Origin of the sequence: Nocardioides sp. (assembly GCF_047607185.1) — a bacterium.
Taxonomy (GTDB): Bacteria; Actinomycetota; Actinomycetes; order Propionibacteriales; family Nocardioidaceae; genus Nocardioides.
Genome location: NZ_JASGDQ010000078.1, coordinates 1 through 16,954, shown reverse-complemented (window position 1 = coordinate 16,954; position 16,954 = coordinate 1). Strand labels below are relative to the sequence as shown.

Sequence of the window (16,954 nt, the reverse complement as noted above, 5' to 3'; positions counted from 1 at the left end):
TTGCCCCTTGAGAGGTCGCTAATGGCCCCCTGGCGGGAGGCCAATCTAAGACGCTTCGAGGGGCCATCAAGGACTTCTCGAGGGGCAATCAGAGACCTTTCGGGGGGCAGAAAGGGACCTCTCGGCGGCGGGGAGGGTCAGACGTAGCGCTCGAGGATGGTCGACTCGGCCAGCCGGGAGAGGCCCTCGCGGACCGAGCGGGCACGCAGCTCGCCGACGCCGTCGACGGCCTGGAGGTCGTCGATGCCGGCGGAGAGCAGCTTCTGCAGGGTGCCGAAGTGGTCGACGAGCCGGTCGACGACGGTGGGGGGAAGCCGCGGCACCTTCGCCAGCAGCCGGTAGCCACGCGGCGTGACGGCGCCGTCGAGGTGCTCGGAGGTGCCCAGGCCGAGGACCCGGGCGGTGGCCGCCGGGTCGACCAGCTCGGTGGCCGAGAGCGCCTCGAGCTCGGCGAGCAGCTGCTCCGGCCCGCGGGAGCGCCGGCCCCGGGGGACGTAGTCGCGGATGACCAGCTCGCGCTCGGCGTCGACGCCGGTGACCAGCTCCTCCAGCTGCAGGGAGAGCAGCCGTCCGTCGGTGCCGAGCTCGAGCACGTAGTCCTCGATCTCGCGGGCGATGCGGGTCACCATCTCCAGCCGCTGCGCCACCACCGCGACATCGCGGACGGTGACCAGGTCCTCGATCTCCAGCGCGGAGAGCGTGGCGGCGACCTCGTCGAGGCGCATCTTGTAGCGCTCCAGCGTGGCCAGCGCCTGGTTGGCGCGGGAGAGGATCTGGCCGGAGTCCTCCAGCACGTGCCGGGTCTCGCCGACATAGGCGGCGATGATCTGCATCGACTGCGAGACCGAGATGACCGGGTGGGCGGTCTGCTTCGCGACCCGGTCGGCGGTGCGGTGCCGGGTGCCGGTCTCCGAGCTCGGGATGGTGTGGTCGGGCATCAGATGCACCGCCGCCTTGACGATCCGGCCGATGGCGGAGTCGACGATGATGGCGCCGTCCATCTTGGCGAGCTCGCGCAGCCCGGTGGAGGTGAACGGCACGTCGAGCTGGAAGCCGCCCGTCGAGATCGCCTCGACGGTCTTGTCGTAGCCGAGCACGATCAGCGCGCCGGTGCGGCCGCGCAGGATGCGCTCGAGGCCGTCGCGCAGCGGTGTGCCCGGCGCGATGAGCGCCAGGGTCTCACGCAGGCGGAGGCTCTCATCCGGGCGCTCGGCGGCCAACTCGGCCCCTTTCTCGAGGTACGACGGAGGCTGAGTCTATGCGAGATCCAGCTGCGAGCCGCCCGGCGATCGGGGCGGCTCAGCTCGTGACCGGCTCGGACGGCGCCAGGTGGAGCTGCGGCCGGTGTTTCGGGTCCGGGGCGGCCGGCGCGGTGGCCCTGATCAGCTCCAGTGCGGAGAAGACGTCGGGCACCTCGATCACCCGCATCCCGTCGACCTGGCGTTGGACGGTCTTGCCACCCCGCGCCGGCACGATGGCGACCTGGAACCCCAGCCGAGCCGCCTCCGCGATCCGCTGCGGCAGATCCCGGACCCGGCGCAGCTCGCCGGCCAGCCCGATCTCGCCCATCGCCACCACGCCCCGCGGTGCCACCGCCCCCGAGGCGGCCGAGGCGATGGCGACGGCCACGGCCAGGTCGCTGGCGGGCTCGGTCAGCCTGGCGCCGCCGACCGTGGAGACGAAGACGTCGTAGGTGTGCAGCCGGATCCGACAGTGGCGCTCCAGCACGGCGAGCACCATCGCGACCCGGGAGCCGTCGAGACCGGAGGTGGTGCGCCGGGGTCGCTCCAGCGGCGAGCCGACCACCAGCGCCTGCACCTCGGCGAGCATCGGCCGGCGACCCTCCATGGTCACCGCCACGCAGGTGCCGGGGACGGGATGGTGATGGGACTCCACGAAGAGCCCGCTCGGGTCGGCGACGGCGACGATGCCGTCGGCGGAGAGGTCGAAGCAGCCGACCTCGTCGATCGGGCCGAAGCGGTTCTTCAAGGCGCGGACCATCCGGAAGCGGGAGTTGCGGTCGCCCTCGAAGCCGAGCACCACGTCGACCAGGTGCTCCAGCACCCGGGGCCCGGCGATCGAGCCGTCCTTGGTGACGTGGCCGACGATGATCGTGGTGATGTCGTGGGTCTTGGCGGTGCGCACCAGCGCCGCCGCGACCTCCTTCACCTGGGTGACCCCGCCGGGCACCCCTTCGGCACCGGAGGCGCTGATGGTCTGCACCGAGTCGACCACCAGCAGCTTCGGCCTGACCTGCTCGATGTGGGTCAGCACCGCACCGAGGTCGGTTTCCGCGGCCAGGAAGAGATCGGGCCGCACCGCGCCGGTGCGGTCGGCCCGCAGCCGCACCTGGGAGGCGGATTCCTCGCCGGAGACGTAGAGAGCGCGCTCGTGGCGGGCGGTCTGCGCGGCCACCTCCAGCAGCAGCGTCGACTTGCCGACGCCCGGCTCGCCGGCCAACAGGATCACCGCGCCGGGCACCAGTCCGCCACCGAGCACGCGGTCGAGCTCGGGCACGCCGGAGGGCCGGAACGCCGACTCCGAGACCGCCACCTCGCCGATCGGCACGGCCCGGGAGGAGACCGGTGCCGGCGCCGTACGCATCGGGGTCACCGCCGTCTCCGCGACCGAGCCCCACGTCTGGCACTCGCCGCAGCGCCCCACCCACTTGGCCGTCTCCCAGCCGCACTCCGAGCAGCGGAAGACGGCGCGGGTGCGAGAGGACCGGGAGTTGACTTGAGCCATGGCCAGCACGTTAGACGCTGCTACCGACATCATCCGGCAGACAGGCTCTATGCTCGGCCTGGCTGTTGGATCGATCAAGGGAGGTGCTATGTCGCGGTTCCAGATGTCGGCGCCCACGCTCGCCGATGTCGCGGAGCTGGCCGGCGTCTCCCGGCAGACCGTCTCCAACGCCGTCAACAACCCCGACCTGCTGCGGGCCGACACCCTCGCGCGGGTCCAGCAGGCGATCGACCAGCTCGGCTACAAGCCCAACCGCGCCGCCCGCAACCTGCGCACCCGCTCCTCGCAGCTGATCGGGCTGCGGATGGCGCCGGTCCAGGAGGGTACGGCGAGCGCGGTGATGGACCGCTTCGTCCACTCCCTGGTCGAGTCCAGCCGCGAGGCCGGCTACCACGTGCTGCTCTTCACCAGCGACGATCACACCGACCCGCTGGCCGGCTACGACGACCTGCTGCGCTCCACGGCCGTGGACGCCTTCGTGGTCACCGACACCTACCTCGGCAACCCGCAGGCCGCCTGGTTGCGCGAGCGGCGGGCGCCGTTCGTGGCGTTCGGCCGGCCCTGGCACGACCCGGACGCCCGGCACCCCTGGGTCGACATCGACGCGGCGGCCGGCTCCGCGCTGGCCACCCAGCACCTCATCGACAAGGGCCACTCCCGGATCGCCTGGATCGGCTGGAAGAAGGACTCGCTGCTCGGCGAGGAGCGTCGCTCGGGCTGGCTGCGCGCCATGCACGAGGCGGAGCTCTCCACGACCGGACTGGCCTCCCGCGTCGAGGACGCCGTCGCGTCCGGCCGCAGCGCCGCGCAGGTGCTGCTCGACGAGGCCAAGCCGACCGCCTTCGTGTGTGCCTCCGACACCCTCGCCGTCGGGGTCATGCACACCCTGGCCGAGCGCGGCCTCCAGGCCGGCGACGACATCGCCGTGGTCGGCTTCGACGACAGCCAGGTCGCGCAGACCGTCTGGCCGGGCCTCTCTTCGGTCCGGCAGCCGTTGGAGCAGGCCGCCGTCGAGGTCGTCAAGGCACTGGAGGGCCTGTTGGCGACGCCGTCCGTGGTCGCCAAGGGGGTCATGCTCACCCCCACCCTGGAGATTCGCGGCACCTCCGGTCCCGACCGTCATTGAACCCGCCGTCCTTGCGTGGTGTGGTGGAGGACATGAGCATCGCGATCATCGGCGCCGGCCTGGCCGCCGCCTCCGCCGTCGAGACGCTGCGCGACGTGGGCTCGGAGGAGCCGATCGCCGTCGTCGGCACCGAGCCGCACCCGCCCTACGAGCGACCCCAGCTCTCCAAGGACATGCTGCAGGGCAAGGAGTTCAAGCTCCGCCACGACGAGCAGTGGTACGCCGACCACGCGGTCGACCTGCGCCAGGGCGTCACCGCGACGGCGATCGACCGCGACGTGCGCACCGTGATGCTCTCCGACGGCGGCTGGCTGCCCTACGACAGGCTGCTCATCGCCACCGGCGCTTCGCCCCGGGTGCCCGACCTGCCCGGCATCGAGCACGCTCTCACGCTGCGTACCGTCGAGGACGCCCGCCGGCTCCGCGAGTCCTTCGAGCCCGGCCGGCGGCTGGTCACCATCGGCGGCGGCTGGATCGGCCTCGAGGTCGCGGCCGCCGCCCGGCAGGCCGGCCTGCGCGTGACCGTGTTGGAGCAGGCGTCGTTGCCACTGGGCCACGTGCTGGGCGAGGAGATGGCGTCGTACCTCGTCGACCTCCACACCCGCCACGGCGTCGAGATCAAGACCGGCGCCCGGGTCACCGCGGTGACGACGACCGGGGTGTCGACCAACCTCGGGGAGTTCCCGGCCGACCTGGTCGTGGCGGCGATCGGCGCCGTCCCCAACACGGACCTGGCCGAGGCCGCCGGGCTGAAGGTCGCTCTGCCGGACGTCGGGGCGGGCGTCGTGGTGGGCGACCACCTCCAGACCGACGACCCGGCCATCTTCGCCGCCGGCGACGTGGCGCTCGCCGACCACCTCACCCTCGGCCCGCTGCGCATCGAGCACTGGGACAACGCCATCCGGCAGGGCCGGCTGGCCGCTCGGGCGATGCTCGGCGAGCACGTCCACTACGACTGGGCGCCCTACTTCTTCACCGACCAGTTCGACTTCGGCATGGAGTACGTCGGCCACGCCTCGCCCGACGACGACGTGGTGGTCCGCGGCGACCGGGACAAGGGCGAGTTCATCGCCTACTGGCTGCGGGGCCGGACCCTGACCGCCGCGATGAACGTCAACATCTGGGACGTCAACGACCGGCTCCGCGAGCTGGTCGGCACCGAGGTCGCCCCGGCCGATCTTACCGACCTCCGATAGTCACTGGTATCAGGTGGTATCACCAGATACCATCGACGCATGGCGATGACACTGCGGCTCAGCGACGAGCAGGCCAGCGCGCTGCGTGCGACGGCCGAGCGCGAGGGCCGGTCGATGCACGAGACCGTCGTGATCGCGATCGACGAATACGTCTCGAAGCGCGAGCGCAACCGCGACGCGCTGATCGCGAGGATCCTCGACGAGGACCGCGACGTCCTCGACCGGCTCGGCTCCGTCTGAGCCATGACCGAATACCTCCGGCTCGATGACCTGCTGGCCATCGAGAAGGCACTCGGCTCCCCGGGCATCCGCGACGCCGGCCTGTTGGAGTCGGCGCTGGCCCGGCCGCAGGCGACGGTCTTCGGGGACGACGCCTATGCCACGCTGCCGCTCAAGGCGGCCGCGCTGGTGCACTCGATCGTCACCAACCACGCCCTCGTCGACGGCAACAAACGGCTCGGCCATGTGGCGCTGCGGCTCTTCCTGGGCATGAACGACCACGACCTGCGCGCGACGCAGGATGAAAAGTTCGACCTCATCATGGCGATCGCCGACGGCTCCCTGCGTGACGTCGAGGCGATCGCGGCGCGGATCAAGTCGCTCCTCGCCTAGAACCGCCGCCACCACAGGTTGACCGCGTAGTCGACCTCCGTGCCGGAGTGCGTCGCGAGGATCGACTCGGCCACGTCGGGGGCGAACTCGATGCGCACCACCGCCTCCAGGTCGGCGCGGGAGCCGAACGACCAGCCCATGTCGACCGGCACCCGAGTCCAGCCGCGGGTGGCCCAGAACCGCTCGACCGCGTCCGGGTCGACCATCGGATAGCCGCGCCGGAACCAGGCCCCGAAGGTCGATCGGGTGGCGTCGTTGTCGATCACCATGGCGGTGCCGCCCCGGCGTACCACCCGGGTCAGCTCGGCCAGGCCGGGCTCCGCGCCGGGGCCGAAGAAGTAGGCCCAGCGCACGTGGACGACGTCGACCGACGCCGGTGGCAGCGGGATGTCCTGGGCGAGGCCCTCGACCACCGACACATTGCCGAGGATGCGGGTACGACGCCGCGCCAGCGATACCAGCGACGGGTGCGGCTCGACGCCGACCACGCTTCGGGCGGTCGCCGCGAACCGCGGCAGGTGGAAGCCGGTGCCGCAGCCCAGGTCGAGGACGTCGCGATCCGTCCAGTCGGCCACCGACTCCATCGCCGCCCAGAGCCGGCCGTCGGGGTCGGCAGCCCGATTCTCGACCTCGTAGGTCGCGGTGTGCTGCCAGATGTTGGGGCTCGGGATCGCCCCCTTCGGAGTCTGCGGGGGCGTCAGATCCGGACCAGCCCGTTGGGGGTGGAGAAGTTGGCCGCCAGCAGGCCGGGGGTGCCGTGCTCGGCGACCCACTTGACCTCGACGTTCTCGGCCGGCTTGCCGGTCCACGGGTCGACCCGGTCCATGAGCTGCTCGCCGAGGTAGTCGCGGACGCGCTGCGGGTCGCCGGAGATCTCCAGGCCGGTCAGCGTGACGTCCGAGCCGGCGTTGCCGGGGTGCAGCTCGGGGGCCGACTCCCACTGGATGAAGTAGGGCAGCTGCGGGTCCACGAGCAGGTCGTTGACGCCGATCTGGCGCCACAGCAGCTCGCGGCCGTCCGGCTTGTGCCGGTTGCCGTGCACCGAGCCGCGGCCGAGCCGCCGCTCGACGGTGGTGATGTCGTCGACGGAGACGACCCAGCCGAGCCAGCCGCCGCCGGCCTCGGAGCGAGCCTTCACGGCCTGCCCGTAGGGCGCCTTGTCCGAAGCCGGATGATCGAGCGCCTCGACGACTTCGAGGTAGAGGCCGCCGCGCAGCGGCAGGGTGTAGTTGCGGGTGCCGAAGCGCGGGTGGACGCCGCCGTCCTCGAAGTCCTGCCCGAGCAGGTAGCCGATGCGCTTCGCGGTGCCCACCAGTCCCTCAGGGCTGGCAGCATAGGAAAGATGGTCCAGGCGCATGTCTTGATTCTGAACAACTCCTGAGAGCCGCCGGACATGGGGGTAGGTGTCTCTCGACGTCAAGATGCTGACCACGTGTCAAGACGGGCGGTCGGCGGGATGGACCGCCAGCGCCGATCGGGAGCGCAGATGGGCGTCACAGTGACCGGCCAACTCGGCGTACGCCGCCTGCCCCATCAGCGCGACCAGCTCCGCCTCGTGGGTGACGTAGACCGGCTCGACGGCGGTGTGCGCGTCGGTGTTGCCCGAGCAGTACCAGTCCAGGTCGTGGCCGCCGAGCCCCCAGCCGCGCCGGTCGTACTCGCTGATCGAGACCTCGGTGTAGGACGAGCCGTCGGTGCGCTCGACCTCGCGGAAGGTACGACGGATGGGCAGCTGCCAGCACACGTCCGGCTTGGTCTCCAGCGGGTTGCGCCCCTGCTTGAGCGCCAGCAGGTGCAGCGCGCAGCCGGCGCCGCCCCCGCCGTTCGGTGCGGCGAAGTCGGTGCGGTTGTGGAACACGCAGGCCCGCTGGCCGTCGATGACGGCGGTCCTGGTCTTGCGGGCGCCCTCTTCGTCCTTCTCGACCCAGTCGCGTCGGCGCAGGCGCGCGGGCTTGAGCTGCCACTCGTCCTCGGTCAGCTGTTCGACGTACCCCGCGACGCGCTGCTCGTCGTCACCGTCCGCGAAGTGCGCGCCCAGCGTGCAGCAGCCCACGTCCGGGGCGTCGGCGTAGATGCCGCGGCAGCCGCCGCCGAAGATGCACTGGAAGCTGGAGGTGAGCCAGGTCAGGTCGCAGCGCATCACCTCGGTCGGGTCGTCGGGATTGACGAACTCCACCCAGGCGCGCGGGAAGTCCAGGGCGACCTCGGGCATGGCGCAAAGACTACGGGGCCGGGGCGGTAGCGTGAGAGTCATGCGGCTGGGCGTGCTCGACATCGGTTCCAACACGGGCCATCTGCTCGTGGTCGACGCCCACGGCGGCGCGGCACCGCTGCCGGCCTACTCCTTCAAGCAGCCGCTGCGGCTCGCCGAGCACCTCGACGAGACCGGCGCCGTCAGCCAGCGCGGCATCGACGCGCTGGCGTCCTTCACGGAGGGGTCGGTACGGGTCGCCGAGGACAAGGGCTGCTCGGAGATGCTCGCCTTCGCGACCTCGGCGGTGCGCGACGCGGTCAACTCCGACGAGGTGCTGTCACACGTCGCGGAGCGCACCGGGGTGGGGATCGAGGTCCTCAGCGGGGAGGACGAGGCCCGGCTGACGTTCCTCGCGGTGCGCCGGTGGTTCGGCTGGTCCGCCGGCCGGCTCGCGGTCTTCGACATCGGCGGCGGCTCGCTGGAGCTGGCCGGCGGCTCCGACGAGGCGCCCGACGTGGCCTGGTCGCTGCCGCTGGGCGCGGCCCGGCTGGCCCGTACCTACTTCGGTGGTCCCGAGGGCCGGCCCGGGATCGGCCAGGGTCCCGACGAGGAGGCGCTGCGGACGCTACGGCGCTCCATCCGGGCCGACATCGCCGAGCACGCCGGCCACCTGATCCGCGCCGGCGTGCCGGACCGGGCGGTGGCGACCTCGAAGACGTTCCGGTCGCTGGCCCGCATCTGTGGGGCGGCGCCGTCGGGGGAGGGGGCGCTGGTCCGCCGTACCCTCCCGCTGGAGGAGCTGCGCAGCTGGATCCCCAAGCTGGTCCAGACCCCGCCGGAGGAGCTCGCCAGCCTGCCGGGGGTCAGCCCGAGTCGCGCCCACCAGATCGTGCCGGGCGCGCTCGTCGCTGAGGCGTGCATGGACATCTTCGATCTCGCCGAGCTCGAGATCTGCCCGTGGGCGCTGCGCGAGGGCGTGATCCTGGAGCGGCTCGACCAGATCTCGGTGCTGGGCTCGGAGTGATGACCCGGATCGGCCTCTCCACCGTCTCGGTCTATCCCGAGTCCACGGCGCACGCCTTCGCCTACGCCGCCGTGCTCGGGTACGACGCCGTCGAGGTGATGGTCGGCGTCGACGGCCTCTCCCAGCAGATCGAGGCCGTCAAGCAGCTCTCCGAGCACCACGCCATGCCCGTCAGCGCGATCCACGCGCCCTGCCTGCTGTTCACCCAGCGGGTCTGGGGCACCGAGCCGTGGGGCAAGCTGGAGCGCTCCGCCGAGATGGCGCGCGCGGTCGGCGCCCGGACCGTCGTCGTACATCCGCCGTTCCGCTGGCAGCGGGACTACGCCGCCGGCTTCGTGGCCGGTGTCGAGCGGATGGAGAAGGAGACCGGCCTCTTCTTCGCGGTCGAGAACATGTACCCCTGGCGCGCCTCCTCCCGCCGCGCCGTCGAGATGTACCTCCCCTCCCGCGACCCCTCCGCCGAGACCTACGCCAACGCCACCATCGACCTCTCCCACGCCGCGATCGCCGGCGACGACGTGGTGTCGATGGCCTCGCGGCTTGGGTCGCGGCTGCGCCATGTCCACCTCACCGACGGCACGCCGGGGGCCAAGGACGAGCACCTGGTCCCGGGACGGGGTACGACGGGCGCGGCCGGCTTCCTCCAGCACCTGGCCGCGACCGGGTTCGACGGCGAGATCGTGGTCGAGATCAACACCCGCAAGGCCGTCTCGAAGGCCGACCGGGAGGCTGACCTGCGCGAGTCGCTGGAGTTCGCGCGCGAGCACCTGCGAGTGCCGACGCCATGACCGGCGGGGGGCGGCGCGGGCGGCGGCCGGGTGCCCCCGACACGCGGGCCGCGATCCTCGCCGTCGCCCGGGAGCGGTTCGCCGCCGCGGGGTTCGCGGCCGTCTCGGTGCGGTCGGTCGCCGCGGAGGCGGGCGTCGACCCGGCGCTGGTGCACCACTACTTCGGCAGCAAACGCGACCTCTTCCTGGCCGCGCTGGAGATGCCGGTGGACCCGCGCGAGGTGCTGGCGCCGGTGATCGCCGCCGGCCCCGAGGGCGCGGGGGAGCGGATCCTGGCCACGATCCTGGGCGTGTGGGACGACGACGAGCTCCGGCTGCCGCTGCTCGCGCTGGCGCGCGGCCTGACCGACCCGTCGGGCCATCTGCTGCAGGACGGCTTCCTGCCGGTCGTGATCGGCCCGGTGCTGGCCGAGCTCGGTGTCGACCAGACCGAGCGCCGGCTGCCGCTGGTGATCAGCCAGATCATCGGCGTCCTGGTGCTGCGCTACCTGGCTCGGCTCGAGCCGCTGGCCTCGATGCCGGCCGAGGAGGTGGTGGCGGCGGTAGGGCCGACGCTGCAGCGCTATCTCACCGGCCCGTTGCCATGAGCCGCGCCCGGCAGTAGATTTCATCATGTGATGAATAATGTCGTCGAGGCGACGGACCTGCGGGTGGTGCGTGGTGGCCGCGAGGTGCTCCACGACGTGTCGCTGTCGGTGCCTGCTGGCCGGATCACCGGCCTGCTCGGCCCCTCCGGCTGCGGCAAGTCGACGCTGATGCGGTCGATCGTCGGCGTCCAGGCCGGCGTCACCGGCGCCCTGACGGTGCTCGGCTCCCCGGCCGGCAGCCCGGCGCTGCGCCACCGGATCGGCTATGTCACCCAGGCGGCCTCGGTCTACGACGACCTCACCGTGACCGAGAACCTTCGCTTCTTCGCCCGGGTCCTGGGAGCCGGCGACGTCGACCGGGTGATCACGGCGGTCGACCTCGGGTCGCACGCCGGGGCCGTCGTACGCAATCTCTCCGGTGGTCAGCGCTCCCGGGTCTCCCTCGCCGTGGCGCTGCTGGGCAGCCCCGACCTGCTGGTGCTCGACGAGCCGACGGTCGGCCTCGACCCGGTGCTGCGCGAGGACCTGTGGGCGATATTCCACCGGCTCGCCGACGACGGTGCCGGCGTACTGGTCTCCAGCCACGTCATGGACGAGGCCGACCGCTGCGACGAGCTGCTGCTGATGCGCGACGGCGTCTTCCTCGCCGCCGGCACGCCGGCATCGATCAAGGCACAGGCCGGTGCCGACCACATCGAGCAGGCCTTCCTCGCCCTGGTGCGTGCCTCATGACGCCGCGGATCACCCTCGCCGTCGCCGCCCGGGTGCTGGCCCAGGTAGGCCGCGACCGCCGCACGCTGGCCATGCTGCTGCTCGTCCCGGCGCTGTTGATGACGCTGCTGTGGTGGATGTTCCACGACCTGCCGGTCTCGCCGTTCGACGAACTGGGGCCGGCGCTGCTGGCGCTCTTCCCGTTCATCGTGATGTTCCTGGTCACCTCGGTCACCACCCTGCGCGAGCGCTCCTCGGGCACCCTGGAGCGGCTGCTCGCCATGCCGATGGGCAAGCTCGACTTCCTGGTCGGCTACGCGCTGGCCTTCGGGCTGCTCGCCGCCGTGCAGTCGGTGATCGCGGTCGGCGTCAGTGTCGGCCTGCTGGGTCTCGACGTGTCCGGGTCGCTGCTGCTGCTCGGCCTGGTCGCCGTCTGTGACGCCGTGCTCGGCACCGCGCTCGGCCTGCTCGTGAGCGCCTTCGCCCAGACGGAGTTCCAGGCGGTGCAGTTCATGCCGGTCGTCGTCATCCCGCAGATCCTGCTGTGCGGGCTGTTCGTTTCCCGCTCCTCACTGCCCTCGGTGCTCGGCGGGATCAGCGACGTGCTGCCGCTCTCCTATGCCGTGGACGCGATGAGGCACCTGGTCGGCTCCTCCTCGGCCGGTGCGGTCTGGCGCGATCTGGCGGTGGTGGCGGCCTTCGCGGTGGCCGGCCTGGTGCTGGGTGCGGCCACCCTGCGCCGACGTACTCCCTAGACTGCTTGACCGTGACCACCATCGCGATCATCGGTGTCGGCAACATGGGCGAGGCCGTGCTCGCCGGTCTGATCAAGGCCGGCCACGCGCCCTCCTCGCTCTTCGTGGGGGTGCGCCGGGTCGAGCAGGGCGCCGAGCTCGAGGAGCGGTACGGCGTCACGGCGCTGCCCGGCCCGGAGGCGGCCGCCTCCGCCGAGGTGGTGATCCTCGGCGTCAAGCCCTACGACATCGTCCCCGTGCTCTCCTCGCTGCCGCTGCACGCCGGGCAGTTGGTCGTCTCGCTCGCGGCGGGCACCACGACCACCGCCATGGAGGCCGCCGTCCCGTCCGGGGTGTCGGTCGTGCGCGTCATGCCCAACACGCCGGCGGTGATCGGGCAGGGCATGTCGATCGTCTCCGCCGGCGTCTCGGCATCGCCCGAGCAGGTGGAGCTGGTCGAGTCGCTGATGGCGGCCGTCGGCGAGACGGTGGTGCTGCCCGAGAGGCTGCTCGACGCCGGCGCCGCGGTGTCGGGCTCCGGTCCGGCGTACCTCTTCTACGTGGCGGAGGCCCTGATCGAGGCCGGCGTCCACCTCGGCCTCACCCGCCCGGTCTCGGCGCGACTGGTCAACCAGACCCTGGCCGGCTCCTCGGCGCTGCTCAAGGAGTCCGGCGAGCACCCGGCGGTGCTGCGCGAGCAGGTCACCTCACCGGGCGGCACCACGGCGGCGGCGATCCGGGTCTTCGAGGCGGCCGGCCTCCGAGCCGCCTTCCTCGACGCTACCCGGGCCAACCGCGACCGCTCTCGCGAGATCGCCGAAGAGGGCTGATCGCGAGAGTCCGGAGTGTGAGGCGCACCAGGTGCGCCTCACACTCCAGACTCTCAGCCCTGGGCGGTCGGCGCGCACCATCGTGAACACGTTCAAGTCTGGGGTGGGTGCGACGAGCGCCACACCGGGGGAGTAGGTTCGCCAACGTGGACTGCAGCGGGCCGGCGACGGTCGTCTTCGACCAGAGCCTGACGGAGTACGACTTCGGCCCCAGTCATCCGATGAGTCCGGTGCGGGTCGACCTGACGATGCGGCTCGCCGAGGAGCTCGGCGTGCTCGACGGCCTCGCCCGCGCCGACGCGCCGATGGCCGATCTCGACCTGCTGGCGACGGTGCATGACCCCGCCTACATCGAGGCCGTCATGAAGGCCTCCGAGACCGGTCTGCCCGACATCGCCCACGGCCTCGGCACCGAGGACGACCCGGTCTTCCGGGGGATGCACCACGCCAGCGCCCACATCGTCGGCGCCAGTGTCGAGGCCTGCCGGCGGGTATGGGAGGGTCAGGCGCTGCACGCTGCCAACATCACCGGCGGGCTCCATCACGCGATGCGCGGGATGGCCAGTGGCTTCTGCGTCTACAACGACGTCGCGGCCGGCATCCAGTGGCTGCTCGACCACGGCGCCCAGCGGGTCGCCTATGTCGACGTCGACGTCCATCACGGTGACGGCGTCGAGCGGGCGTTTTGGAACGACCCCCGGGTGCTGACGATCAGCCTTCACGAGACCGGGCAGCTGCTCTTCCCCTGGACCGGCTTCGCCGGCGACCTGGGCGGCCCCGACGCACTCGGCACCGCCGTCAACGTCGCGCTCCCGCCGGGCACCGCCGACTCGGGCTGGCTACGCGCCTTCCATGCCGTGGTGCCCGACCTGCTCCACGCCTTCAAGCCGGACATCCTCGTCACGCAGCAGGGCTGCGACTCCCATAGCGAGGACCCCCTCGCCCATCTGATGCTCACCGTCGACGGCCAGCGGGCGGCGTACCTCTCTCTCCACGAGCTCGCCCACGACGTCGCCGACGGCCGCTGGGTGGCCTTCGGCGGCGGCGGGTACGCCGTGGTGGACGTCGTACCCCGCGCCTGGACCCACTTGCTGGCGACCGTGGCCGGCAACCCGCTCGCCCCGGAGATCGAGACCCCGGGCGGCTGGCGCGAGCACATCGAGCAGCGGCTGGGCCGGGTGGCTCCCGCGCGGATGACCGACGGTCGCCCGCCGCGCTACCGTGACTGGAGAGAGGGCTACGACCCCGATGCCTGGCTCGACCGGCAGGTGCACGCGACCCGGGTCGCCGCCTTCCCGCTGTACGGACTCGATCCAGAGCCCTGGTGAGACGGATTTCAAGGCGACACGCCGATGGTCACAAGAAACCCACAAACTTCCCCTTCCCCACGAGTCACATCAGGCCCTATTCTCACTTGCGCGCGGTGCGTGTGATCATCGGTGGGGAAGCCGATGGCGCACCGGAGAAAGAAACGGTGGAACAGATGGCTGGCAAGCCCGAGCTCTCTGAGGCGAAGTTCCTGACGGTTGCCGAGGTCGCCGCGATGATGCGCGTCTCGAAGATGACCGTCTATCGCCTCGTGCACAGCGGTGAACTCCCGGCCGTCAGGGTCGGTCGCTCGTTCCGCGTCCGCGAGGAGGACGCCGACGAGTACATCAAGAACTCCTTCTACAACGCGGGCTGATTTCGACCGCTCGACGGCTGGCGGCTAGGCTTGGCCGGTCCGCCCGCAGGCGGGCGTGACGTCGTGAAAGGTCTCCCGTGGGTTCTGTCATCAAGAAGCGCCGCAAGCGCATGGCCAAGAAGAAGCACCGCAAGCTGCTGAAGAAGACGCGCGTGGCGCGTCGCAAGCTCGGCAAGTGACCGCCAGGGTGTGTCCTCCGAACCGGAGACACGCCCGGCGCCTGACTCGATGAGAGCCAGGCAACACGACGACGCGACGTCGGCCCCGGCCCGCTAGGGTTTGCGCGTGGCCGGTCGCGTCGTTCTCGTTACCGGGGTCTCCCGAGACCTCGGTCGCAAGTTCGCGCTCGCCGCCGCCGAGCATCCCCGTGTCGAGCGGGTCATCGGCGTGGACGTCGTACCCCCTCGTGGCGACGTCGGCGGTATGTCCTTCGTGCGCGCCGACATCCGCAATCCCGTCATCGCCAAGGTGATCGCCAAGGAGGACGTCGACACCGTCGTCCACATGAGCGTCATCTCCACGCCCGGGCCCAGCGGCGGCCGGACGACGATGAAGGAACTCAACGTCATCGGCACCATGCAGTTGCTGGCCGCCTGCCAGAAGGCGTCGAGCGTGACCAGCCTGGTGGTGAAGTCCTCGACCACCGTGTACGGCGCCAGCAACCGCGATCCGGCGATGTTCACCGAGGAGATGGAGCCCCGCAGGCAGCCCCGCAGCGGCTATGCCAAGGACGTCGCCGAGATCGAGGGCTATGTCAGGGGGTTCGCCCGCCGGCGCTCCGACGTCGCCGTCACCCTGCTGCGCTGCGCCAATGTCATCGGCCCGCACGTGATGAGCCCGATCGCACAATATCTCCGGCTGCCGGTCATCCCCGCCGTCCTCGGCTTCGACCCGCGGCTGCAGTTCCTCCACGAGCGCGACCTGCTCGGCGCGCTGGGCCACGCCGTCGGCGCCGAGCGTCCTGGCACCTACAACATCGCGGGCGACGGTGTGCTGGCGCTCTCGCAGGTCGTACGACGCCTGCAGCGGCCGGTGCTGCCCATGCCCGGCTTCGCGGTCGGCGGCCTGGGCAATCTGCTCCGCTCGGCCCGCGTCGCCGAGTTCTCGCCGGAGCTGCGGGCCTTCCTGACTTTCGGTCGTGGCGTCGACACCACCCGGATGCGTCGCGACCTCGGCTTCGAGCCGCGCTACTCCACCGCCGCCGCGCTCGACGACTTCGCCAGCAACCTGCATCCCACCGGTGGCCGGGCCGATCGGGCGCTGGCCGGCCTCGAGAGCCGGCTGCTGTCGACGCGGCTGGAGGCGAGCCCGCTGAGCACGGCCTCCCCGAGCGGTGGACCCGGAGGTGAGCACTGACATGGGCGACGCCGAGATCATCCCGATCGGCACCCGCGGCCGACCCGGCCGGGGCACCGGCCAGCGGCCCTCTGCGGCCGCCAGGAGCCTGGCACCGCGCTCCGCCGCCCGGTCTGCGGCGAGGCCGTCGCCCGCCGAGAAGCCGGTGGAGGCGGTGCCGGCCGAGCCGATCGAGGAGGCTGTCGCCGAGGAGACCGCGCCCGAGACTGTGGCTGAAGCCGTGGCCGCGGAGGTCGCTGCTGCGGCCGAGGAGACGCCCGAGCCGGTCGCCGCCACCGGGAGACGGCCGGGCATCCCCGTCGGCGACTGGCTGGCAGCCTTCGAGTCGGCCGCTGTGGAGTTCTGGGGCGAGAGCTGGGAGCCGCAGCTGGCCAGGCTGCTGGCCTTCCTGCGCCGTCGGCTCACCGGCGACTACGTCGTCGACGAGTTCGGCTTCGACGCCGAGCTGACCCAGCGCTTTCTGTTCAGCGCGCTCCGGCCGGTCGCCGAGAAGTGGTTCAGGATCGAGGTGATCGGCGCCGAGAACATCCCCACCGAGGGCGGCGCGCTGATCGTCTCCAACCACTCCGGCACGCTGCCCATGGACGCGCTGATGACGCTCGTCCAGGTCCACGACCACACCGGCCGCTTCCTGCGCCCGCTCGGCGCCGACCTGGTCTTCCAGATGCCGTTCGTCAGCTCCCTCGCCCGCAAGAGCGGCGCCACGCTGGCCTGCAACGAGGACGCCGAGCGGATGCTGCGCGGTGGTGAGCTCGTCGGCGTCTGGCCGGAGGGCTTCAAGGGCATCGGCAAGCCCTACAGCGAGCGCTACAAGCTGCAGCGGTTCGGACGGGGCGGCTTCGTCTCCGCCGCACTGCGCACCGGCGTACCGATCGTGCCGGTCTCCGTCGTCGGCGCCGAGGAGATCTACCCGCTGGTCGGCAACCTGCCTTCCCTCGCCCGTGTCCTCGGACTGCCCTACCTGCCGATCACGCCGTTCTTCCCACTGCTCGGCCCGCTCGGCGCCATCCCGCTGCCGTCGAAGTGGCTCATCGAGTTCGGCGAGCCGATCAGGACCGACGAGTACGACGCCGGCGCCGCCGACGACCCCATGCTGGTCTTCAACGTCACCGACCAGGTCCGGGAAACCATCCAGCAGACGCTCTACAGCCTGCTCATGAAGCGGGAGTCGGTCTTCGGCCGCTGATGCCCCCTTGACGCCGAGTCGGCAGAAGTGCGGGTCTGAGAATGCGCGAGTCGGCAGAAGTGCGGGTCTGAGAACCCGCGAGTCGGCAGAAGTGCAGGTCGAGTGCCTGCACTTGTGCCGACTCGGCGGTTGTGGGGCCTGCACTTGTGCCGACTCGGCGGTTGTGGGGCCTGCACTTGTG

At 71.5% G+C, this 16,954-nt stretch carries 20 protein-coding genes; 15 read left to right on the top strand and 5 right to left on the bottom strand.

The window, feature by feature from the left end:
* Nucleotides 1–137: 137 nt before the first annotated feature.
* Nucleotides 138–1,220, bottom strand: coding sequence for a DNA integrity scanning diadenylate cyclase DisA (disA, locus tag QM595_RS09150; protein ID WP_415171238.1), 1,083 nt, complete (start codon nucleotides 1,218–1,220; stop codon nucleotides 138–140).
* 79 nt (nucleotides 1,221–1,299) lie between these two features.
* Entirely contained in the window at nucleotides 1,300–2,745 is a 1,446-nt protein-coding gene (radA, locus tag QM595_RS09145; protein ID WP_415171237.1) for a DNA repair protein RadA, read from the bottom strand.
* Between the two features lie 88 nt (nucleotides 2,746–2,833).
* Between radA and QM595_RS09140 the strand changes: the two genes are divergently transcribed.
* Genes QM595_RS09140 through QM595_RS09125 form a run of 4 tightly spaced genes read left to right on the top strand, consistent with a single transcriptional unit; the run spans nucleotide 2,834 to nucleotide 5,679 of the window.
* Complete coding sequence (locus QM595_RS09140) at nucleotides 2,834–3,871, top strand: LacI family DNA-binding transcriptional regulator (protein WP_415171236.1); 1,038 nt, start codon at nucleotides 2,834–2,836, stop codon at nucleotides 3,869–3,871.
* Nucleotides 3,872–3,903: 32 nt separating this feature from the next.
* Entirely contained in the window at nucleotides 3,904–5,067 is a 1,164-nt protein-coding gene (locus QM595_RS09135; protein WP_415171235.1) for an NAD(P)/FAD-dependent oxidoreductase, read from the top strand.
* A gap of 39 nt (nucleotides 5,068–5,106) precedes the next feature.
* The gene (locus QM595_RS09130; protein ID WP_415171234.1) at nucleotides 5,107–5,307 is read left to right on the top strand and encodes a CopG family transcriptional regulator; all 201 of its coding nucleotides are present in this window, start codon (nucleotides 5,107–5,109) and stop codon (nucleotides 5,305–5,307) included.
* A gap of 3 nt (nucleotides 5,308–5,310) precedes the next feature.
* Nucleotides 5,311–5,679, top strand: a complete 369-nt coding sequence (locus QM595_RS09125) for a type II toxin-antitoxin system death-on-curing family toxin (RefSeq protein ID WP_415171233.1) — start codon at nucleotides 5,311–5,313, stop codon at nucleotides 5,677–5,679.
* Here the strand turns inward: QM595_RS09125 and QM595_RS09120 are convergent.
* From QM595_RS09120 to QM595_RS09110, 3 genes are all read right to left on the bottom strand, one after another.
* Complete coding sequence (locus QM595_RS09120) at nucleotides 5,676–6,452, bottom strand: class I SAM-dependent methyltransferase (protein ID WP_415171232.1); 777 nt, start codon at nucleotides 6,450–6,452, stop codon at nucleotides 5,676–5,678. The genes QM595_RS09125 and QM595_RS09120 overlap by 4 nt on opposite strands.
* Nucleotides 6,377–7,036 (bottom strand): VOC family protein, encoded by a 660-nt coding sequence (locus QM595_RS09115; RefSeq protein WP_415171231.1) that lies wholly within the window; start codon nucleotides 7,034–7,036, stop codon nucleotides 6,377–6,379. The genes QM595_RS09120 and QM595_RS09115 overlap by 76 nt, the downstream gene beginning before the upstream one ends.
* A gap of 78 nt (nucleotides 7,037–7,114) precedes the next feature.
* Nucleotides 7,115–7,891 carry a hypothetical protein gene (locus QM595_RS09110; RefSeq protein WP_415171230.1) on the bottom strand — a complete coding sequence of 259 codons (777 nt, stop codon included), beginning with the start codon at nucleotides 7,889–7,891 and terminating at the stop codon, nucleotides 7,115–7,117.
* Nucleotides 7,892–7,931: 40 nt separating this feature from the next.
* On the opposite strand from QM595_RS09110, the gene QM595_RS09105 reads away from it, so the two are divergent.
* The 11 genes from QM595_RS09105 to QM595_RS09055 all read left to right on the top strand — a co-directional run bounded on the left by QM595_RS09105 (nucleotide 7,932) and on the right by QM595_RS09055 (nucleotide 16,773).
* The gene (locus QM595_RS09105) at nucleotides 7,932–8,897 is read left to right on the top strand and encodes a Ppx/GppA family phosphatase (RefSeq protein ID WP_415171229.1); all 966 of its coding nucleotides are present in this window, start codon (nucleotides 7,932–7,934) and stop codon (nucleotides 8,895–8,897) included.
* A complete protein-coding gene (locus QM595_RS09100) occupies nucleotides 8,897–9,685 on the top strand; it encodes a sugar phosphate isomerase/epimerase family protein (RefSeq protein ID WP_415171228.1) in 789 nt (262 codons plus the stop codon). The genes QM595_RS09105 and QM595_RS09100 overlap by 1 nt, the downstream gene beginning before the upstream one ends.
* Nucleotides 9,682–10,272 (top strand): TetR/AcrR family transcriptional regulator, encoded by a 591-nt coding sequence (locus QM595_RS09095; protein WP_415171227.1) that lies wholly within the window; start codon nucleotides 9,682–9,684, stop codon nucleotides 10,270–10,272. Before QM595_RS09100 ends, QM595_RS09095 begins: the two co-directional genes overlap by 4 nt.
* A gap of 30 nt (nucleotides 10,273–10,302) precedes the next feature.
* Nucleotides 10,303–11,004, top strand: a complete 702-nt coding sequence (locus tag QM595_RS09090) for an ABC transporter ATP-binding protein (RefSeq protein ID WP_415171226.1) — start codon at nucleotides 10,303–10,305, stop codon at nucleotides 11,002–11,004.
* Complete coding sequence (locus QM595_RS09085; protein ID WP_415171225.1) at nucleotides 11,001–11,738, top strand: ABC transporter permease; 738 nt, start codon at nucleotides 11,001–11,003, stop codon at nucleotides 11,736–11,738. The genes QM595_RS09090 and QM595_RS09085 overlap by 4 nt, the downstream gene beginning before the upstream one ends.
* Nucleotides 11,739–11,749: 11 nt before the next feature.
* Entirely contained in the window at nucleotides 11,750–12,547 is a 798-nt protein-coding gene (gene proC / locus QM595_RS09080; RefSeq protein ID WP_415171224.1) for a pyrroline-5-carboxylate reductase, read from the top strand.
* A gap of 146 nt (nucleotides 12,548–12,693) precedes the next feature.
* Complete coding sequence (locus QM595_RS09075) at nucleotides 12,694–13,875, top strand: acetoin utilization protein AcuC (protein WP_415171223.1); 1,182 nt, start codon at nucleotides 12,694–12,696, stop codon at nucleotides 13,873–13,875.
* Nucleotides 13,876–14,030: 155 nt separating this feature from the next.
* The gene (locus QM595_RS09070) at nucleotides 14,031–14,231 is read left to right on the top strand and encodes a helix-turn-helix domain-containing protein (protein WP_415171251.1); all 201 of its coding nucleotides are present in this window, start codon (nucleotides 14,031–14,033) and stop codon (nucleotides 14,229–14,231) included.
* A gap of 77 nt (nucleotides 14,232–14,308) precedes the next feature.
* The gene (locus QM595_RS09065) at nucleotides 14,309–14,410 is read left to right on the top strand and encodes a 30S ribosomal protein bS22 (RefSeq protein WP_017933175.1); all 102 of its coding nucleotides are present in this window, start codon (nucleotides 14,309–14,311) and stop codon (nucleotides 14,408–14,410) included.
* 106 nt (nucleotides 14,411–14,516) lie between these two features.
* On the top strand, nucleotides 14,517–15,587 hold the full coding sequence (locus QM595_RS09060) for an NAD-dependent epimerase/dehydratase family protein (RefSeq protein WP_415171222.1): 1,071 nt from the start codon (nucleotides 14,517–14,519) through the stop codon (nucleotides 15,585–15,587).
* A 1-nt stretch (nucleotide 15,588) separates the two neighbouring features.
* Entirely contained in the window at nucleotides 15,589–16,773 is a 1,185-nt protein-coding gene (locus tag QM595_RS09055) for a lysophospholipid acyltransferase family protein (RefSeq protein WP_415171250.1), read from the top strand.
* The last annotated feature ends 181 nt before the right edge of the window (nucleotides 16,774–16,954 follow it).

Coding starts and splice junctions, on each gene's coding strand:
- QM595_RS09135 (WP_415171235.1), top strand. CDS start 3,904: ATGAGCATCGCGATCATCGGCGCCGGCCTGGCCGCCGCCTCCGCCGTC.
- QM595_RS09095 (WP_415171227.1), top strand. CDS start 9,682: ATGACCGGCGGGGGGCGGCGCGGGCGGCGGCCGGGTGCCCCCGACACG.
- QM595_RS09130 (WP_415171234.1), top strand. CDS start 5,107: ATGGCGATGACACTGCGGCTCAGCGACGAGCAGGCCAGCGCGCTGCGT.
- QM595_RS09105 (WP_415171229.1), top strand. CDS start 7,932: ATGCGGCTGGGCGTGCTCGACATCGGTTCCAACACGGGCCATCTGCTC.
- radA (WP_415171237.1), bottom strand. CDS start 2,745: ATGGCTCAAGTCAACTCCCGGTCCTCTCGCACCCGCGCCGTCTTCCGC.
- QM595_RS09110 (WP_415171230.1), bottom strand. CDS start 7,891: ATGCCCGAGGTCGCCCTGGACTTCCCGCGCGCCTGGGTGGAGTTCGTC.
- QM595_RS09085 (WP_415171225.1), top strand. CDS start 11,001: ATGACGCCGCGGATCACCCTCGCCGTCGCCGCCCGGGTGCTGGCCCAG.
- QM595_RS09140 (WP_415171236.1), top strand. CDS start 2,834: ATGTCGCGGTTCCAGATGTCGGCGCCCACGCTCGCCGATGTCGCGGAG.
- QM595_RS09115 (WP_415171231.1), bottom strand. CDS start 7,036: ATGCGCCTGGACCATCTTTCCTATGCTGCCAGCCCTGAGGGACTGGTG.
- QM595_RS09055 (WP_415171250.1), top strand. CDS start 15,589: ATGGGCGACGCCGAGATCATCCCGATCGGCACCCGCGGCCGACCCGGC.
- QM595_RS09070 (WP_415171251.1), top strand. CDS start 14,031: ATGGCTGGCAAGCCCGAGCTCTCTGAGGCGAAGTTCCTGACGGTTGCC.
- QM595_RS09100 (WP_415171228.1), top strand. CDS start 8,897: ATGACCCGGATCGGCCTCTCCACCGTCTCGGTCTATCCCGAGTCCACG.
- QM595_RS09125 (WP_415171233.1), top strand. CDS start 5,311: ATGACCGAATACCTCCGGCTCGATGACCTGCTGGCCATCGAGAAGGCA.
- QM595_RS09090 (WP_415171226.1), top strand. CDS start 10,303: ATGAATAATGTCGTCGAGGCGACGGACCTGCGGGTGGTGCGTGGTGGC.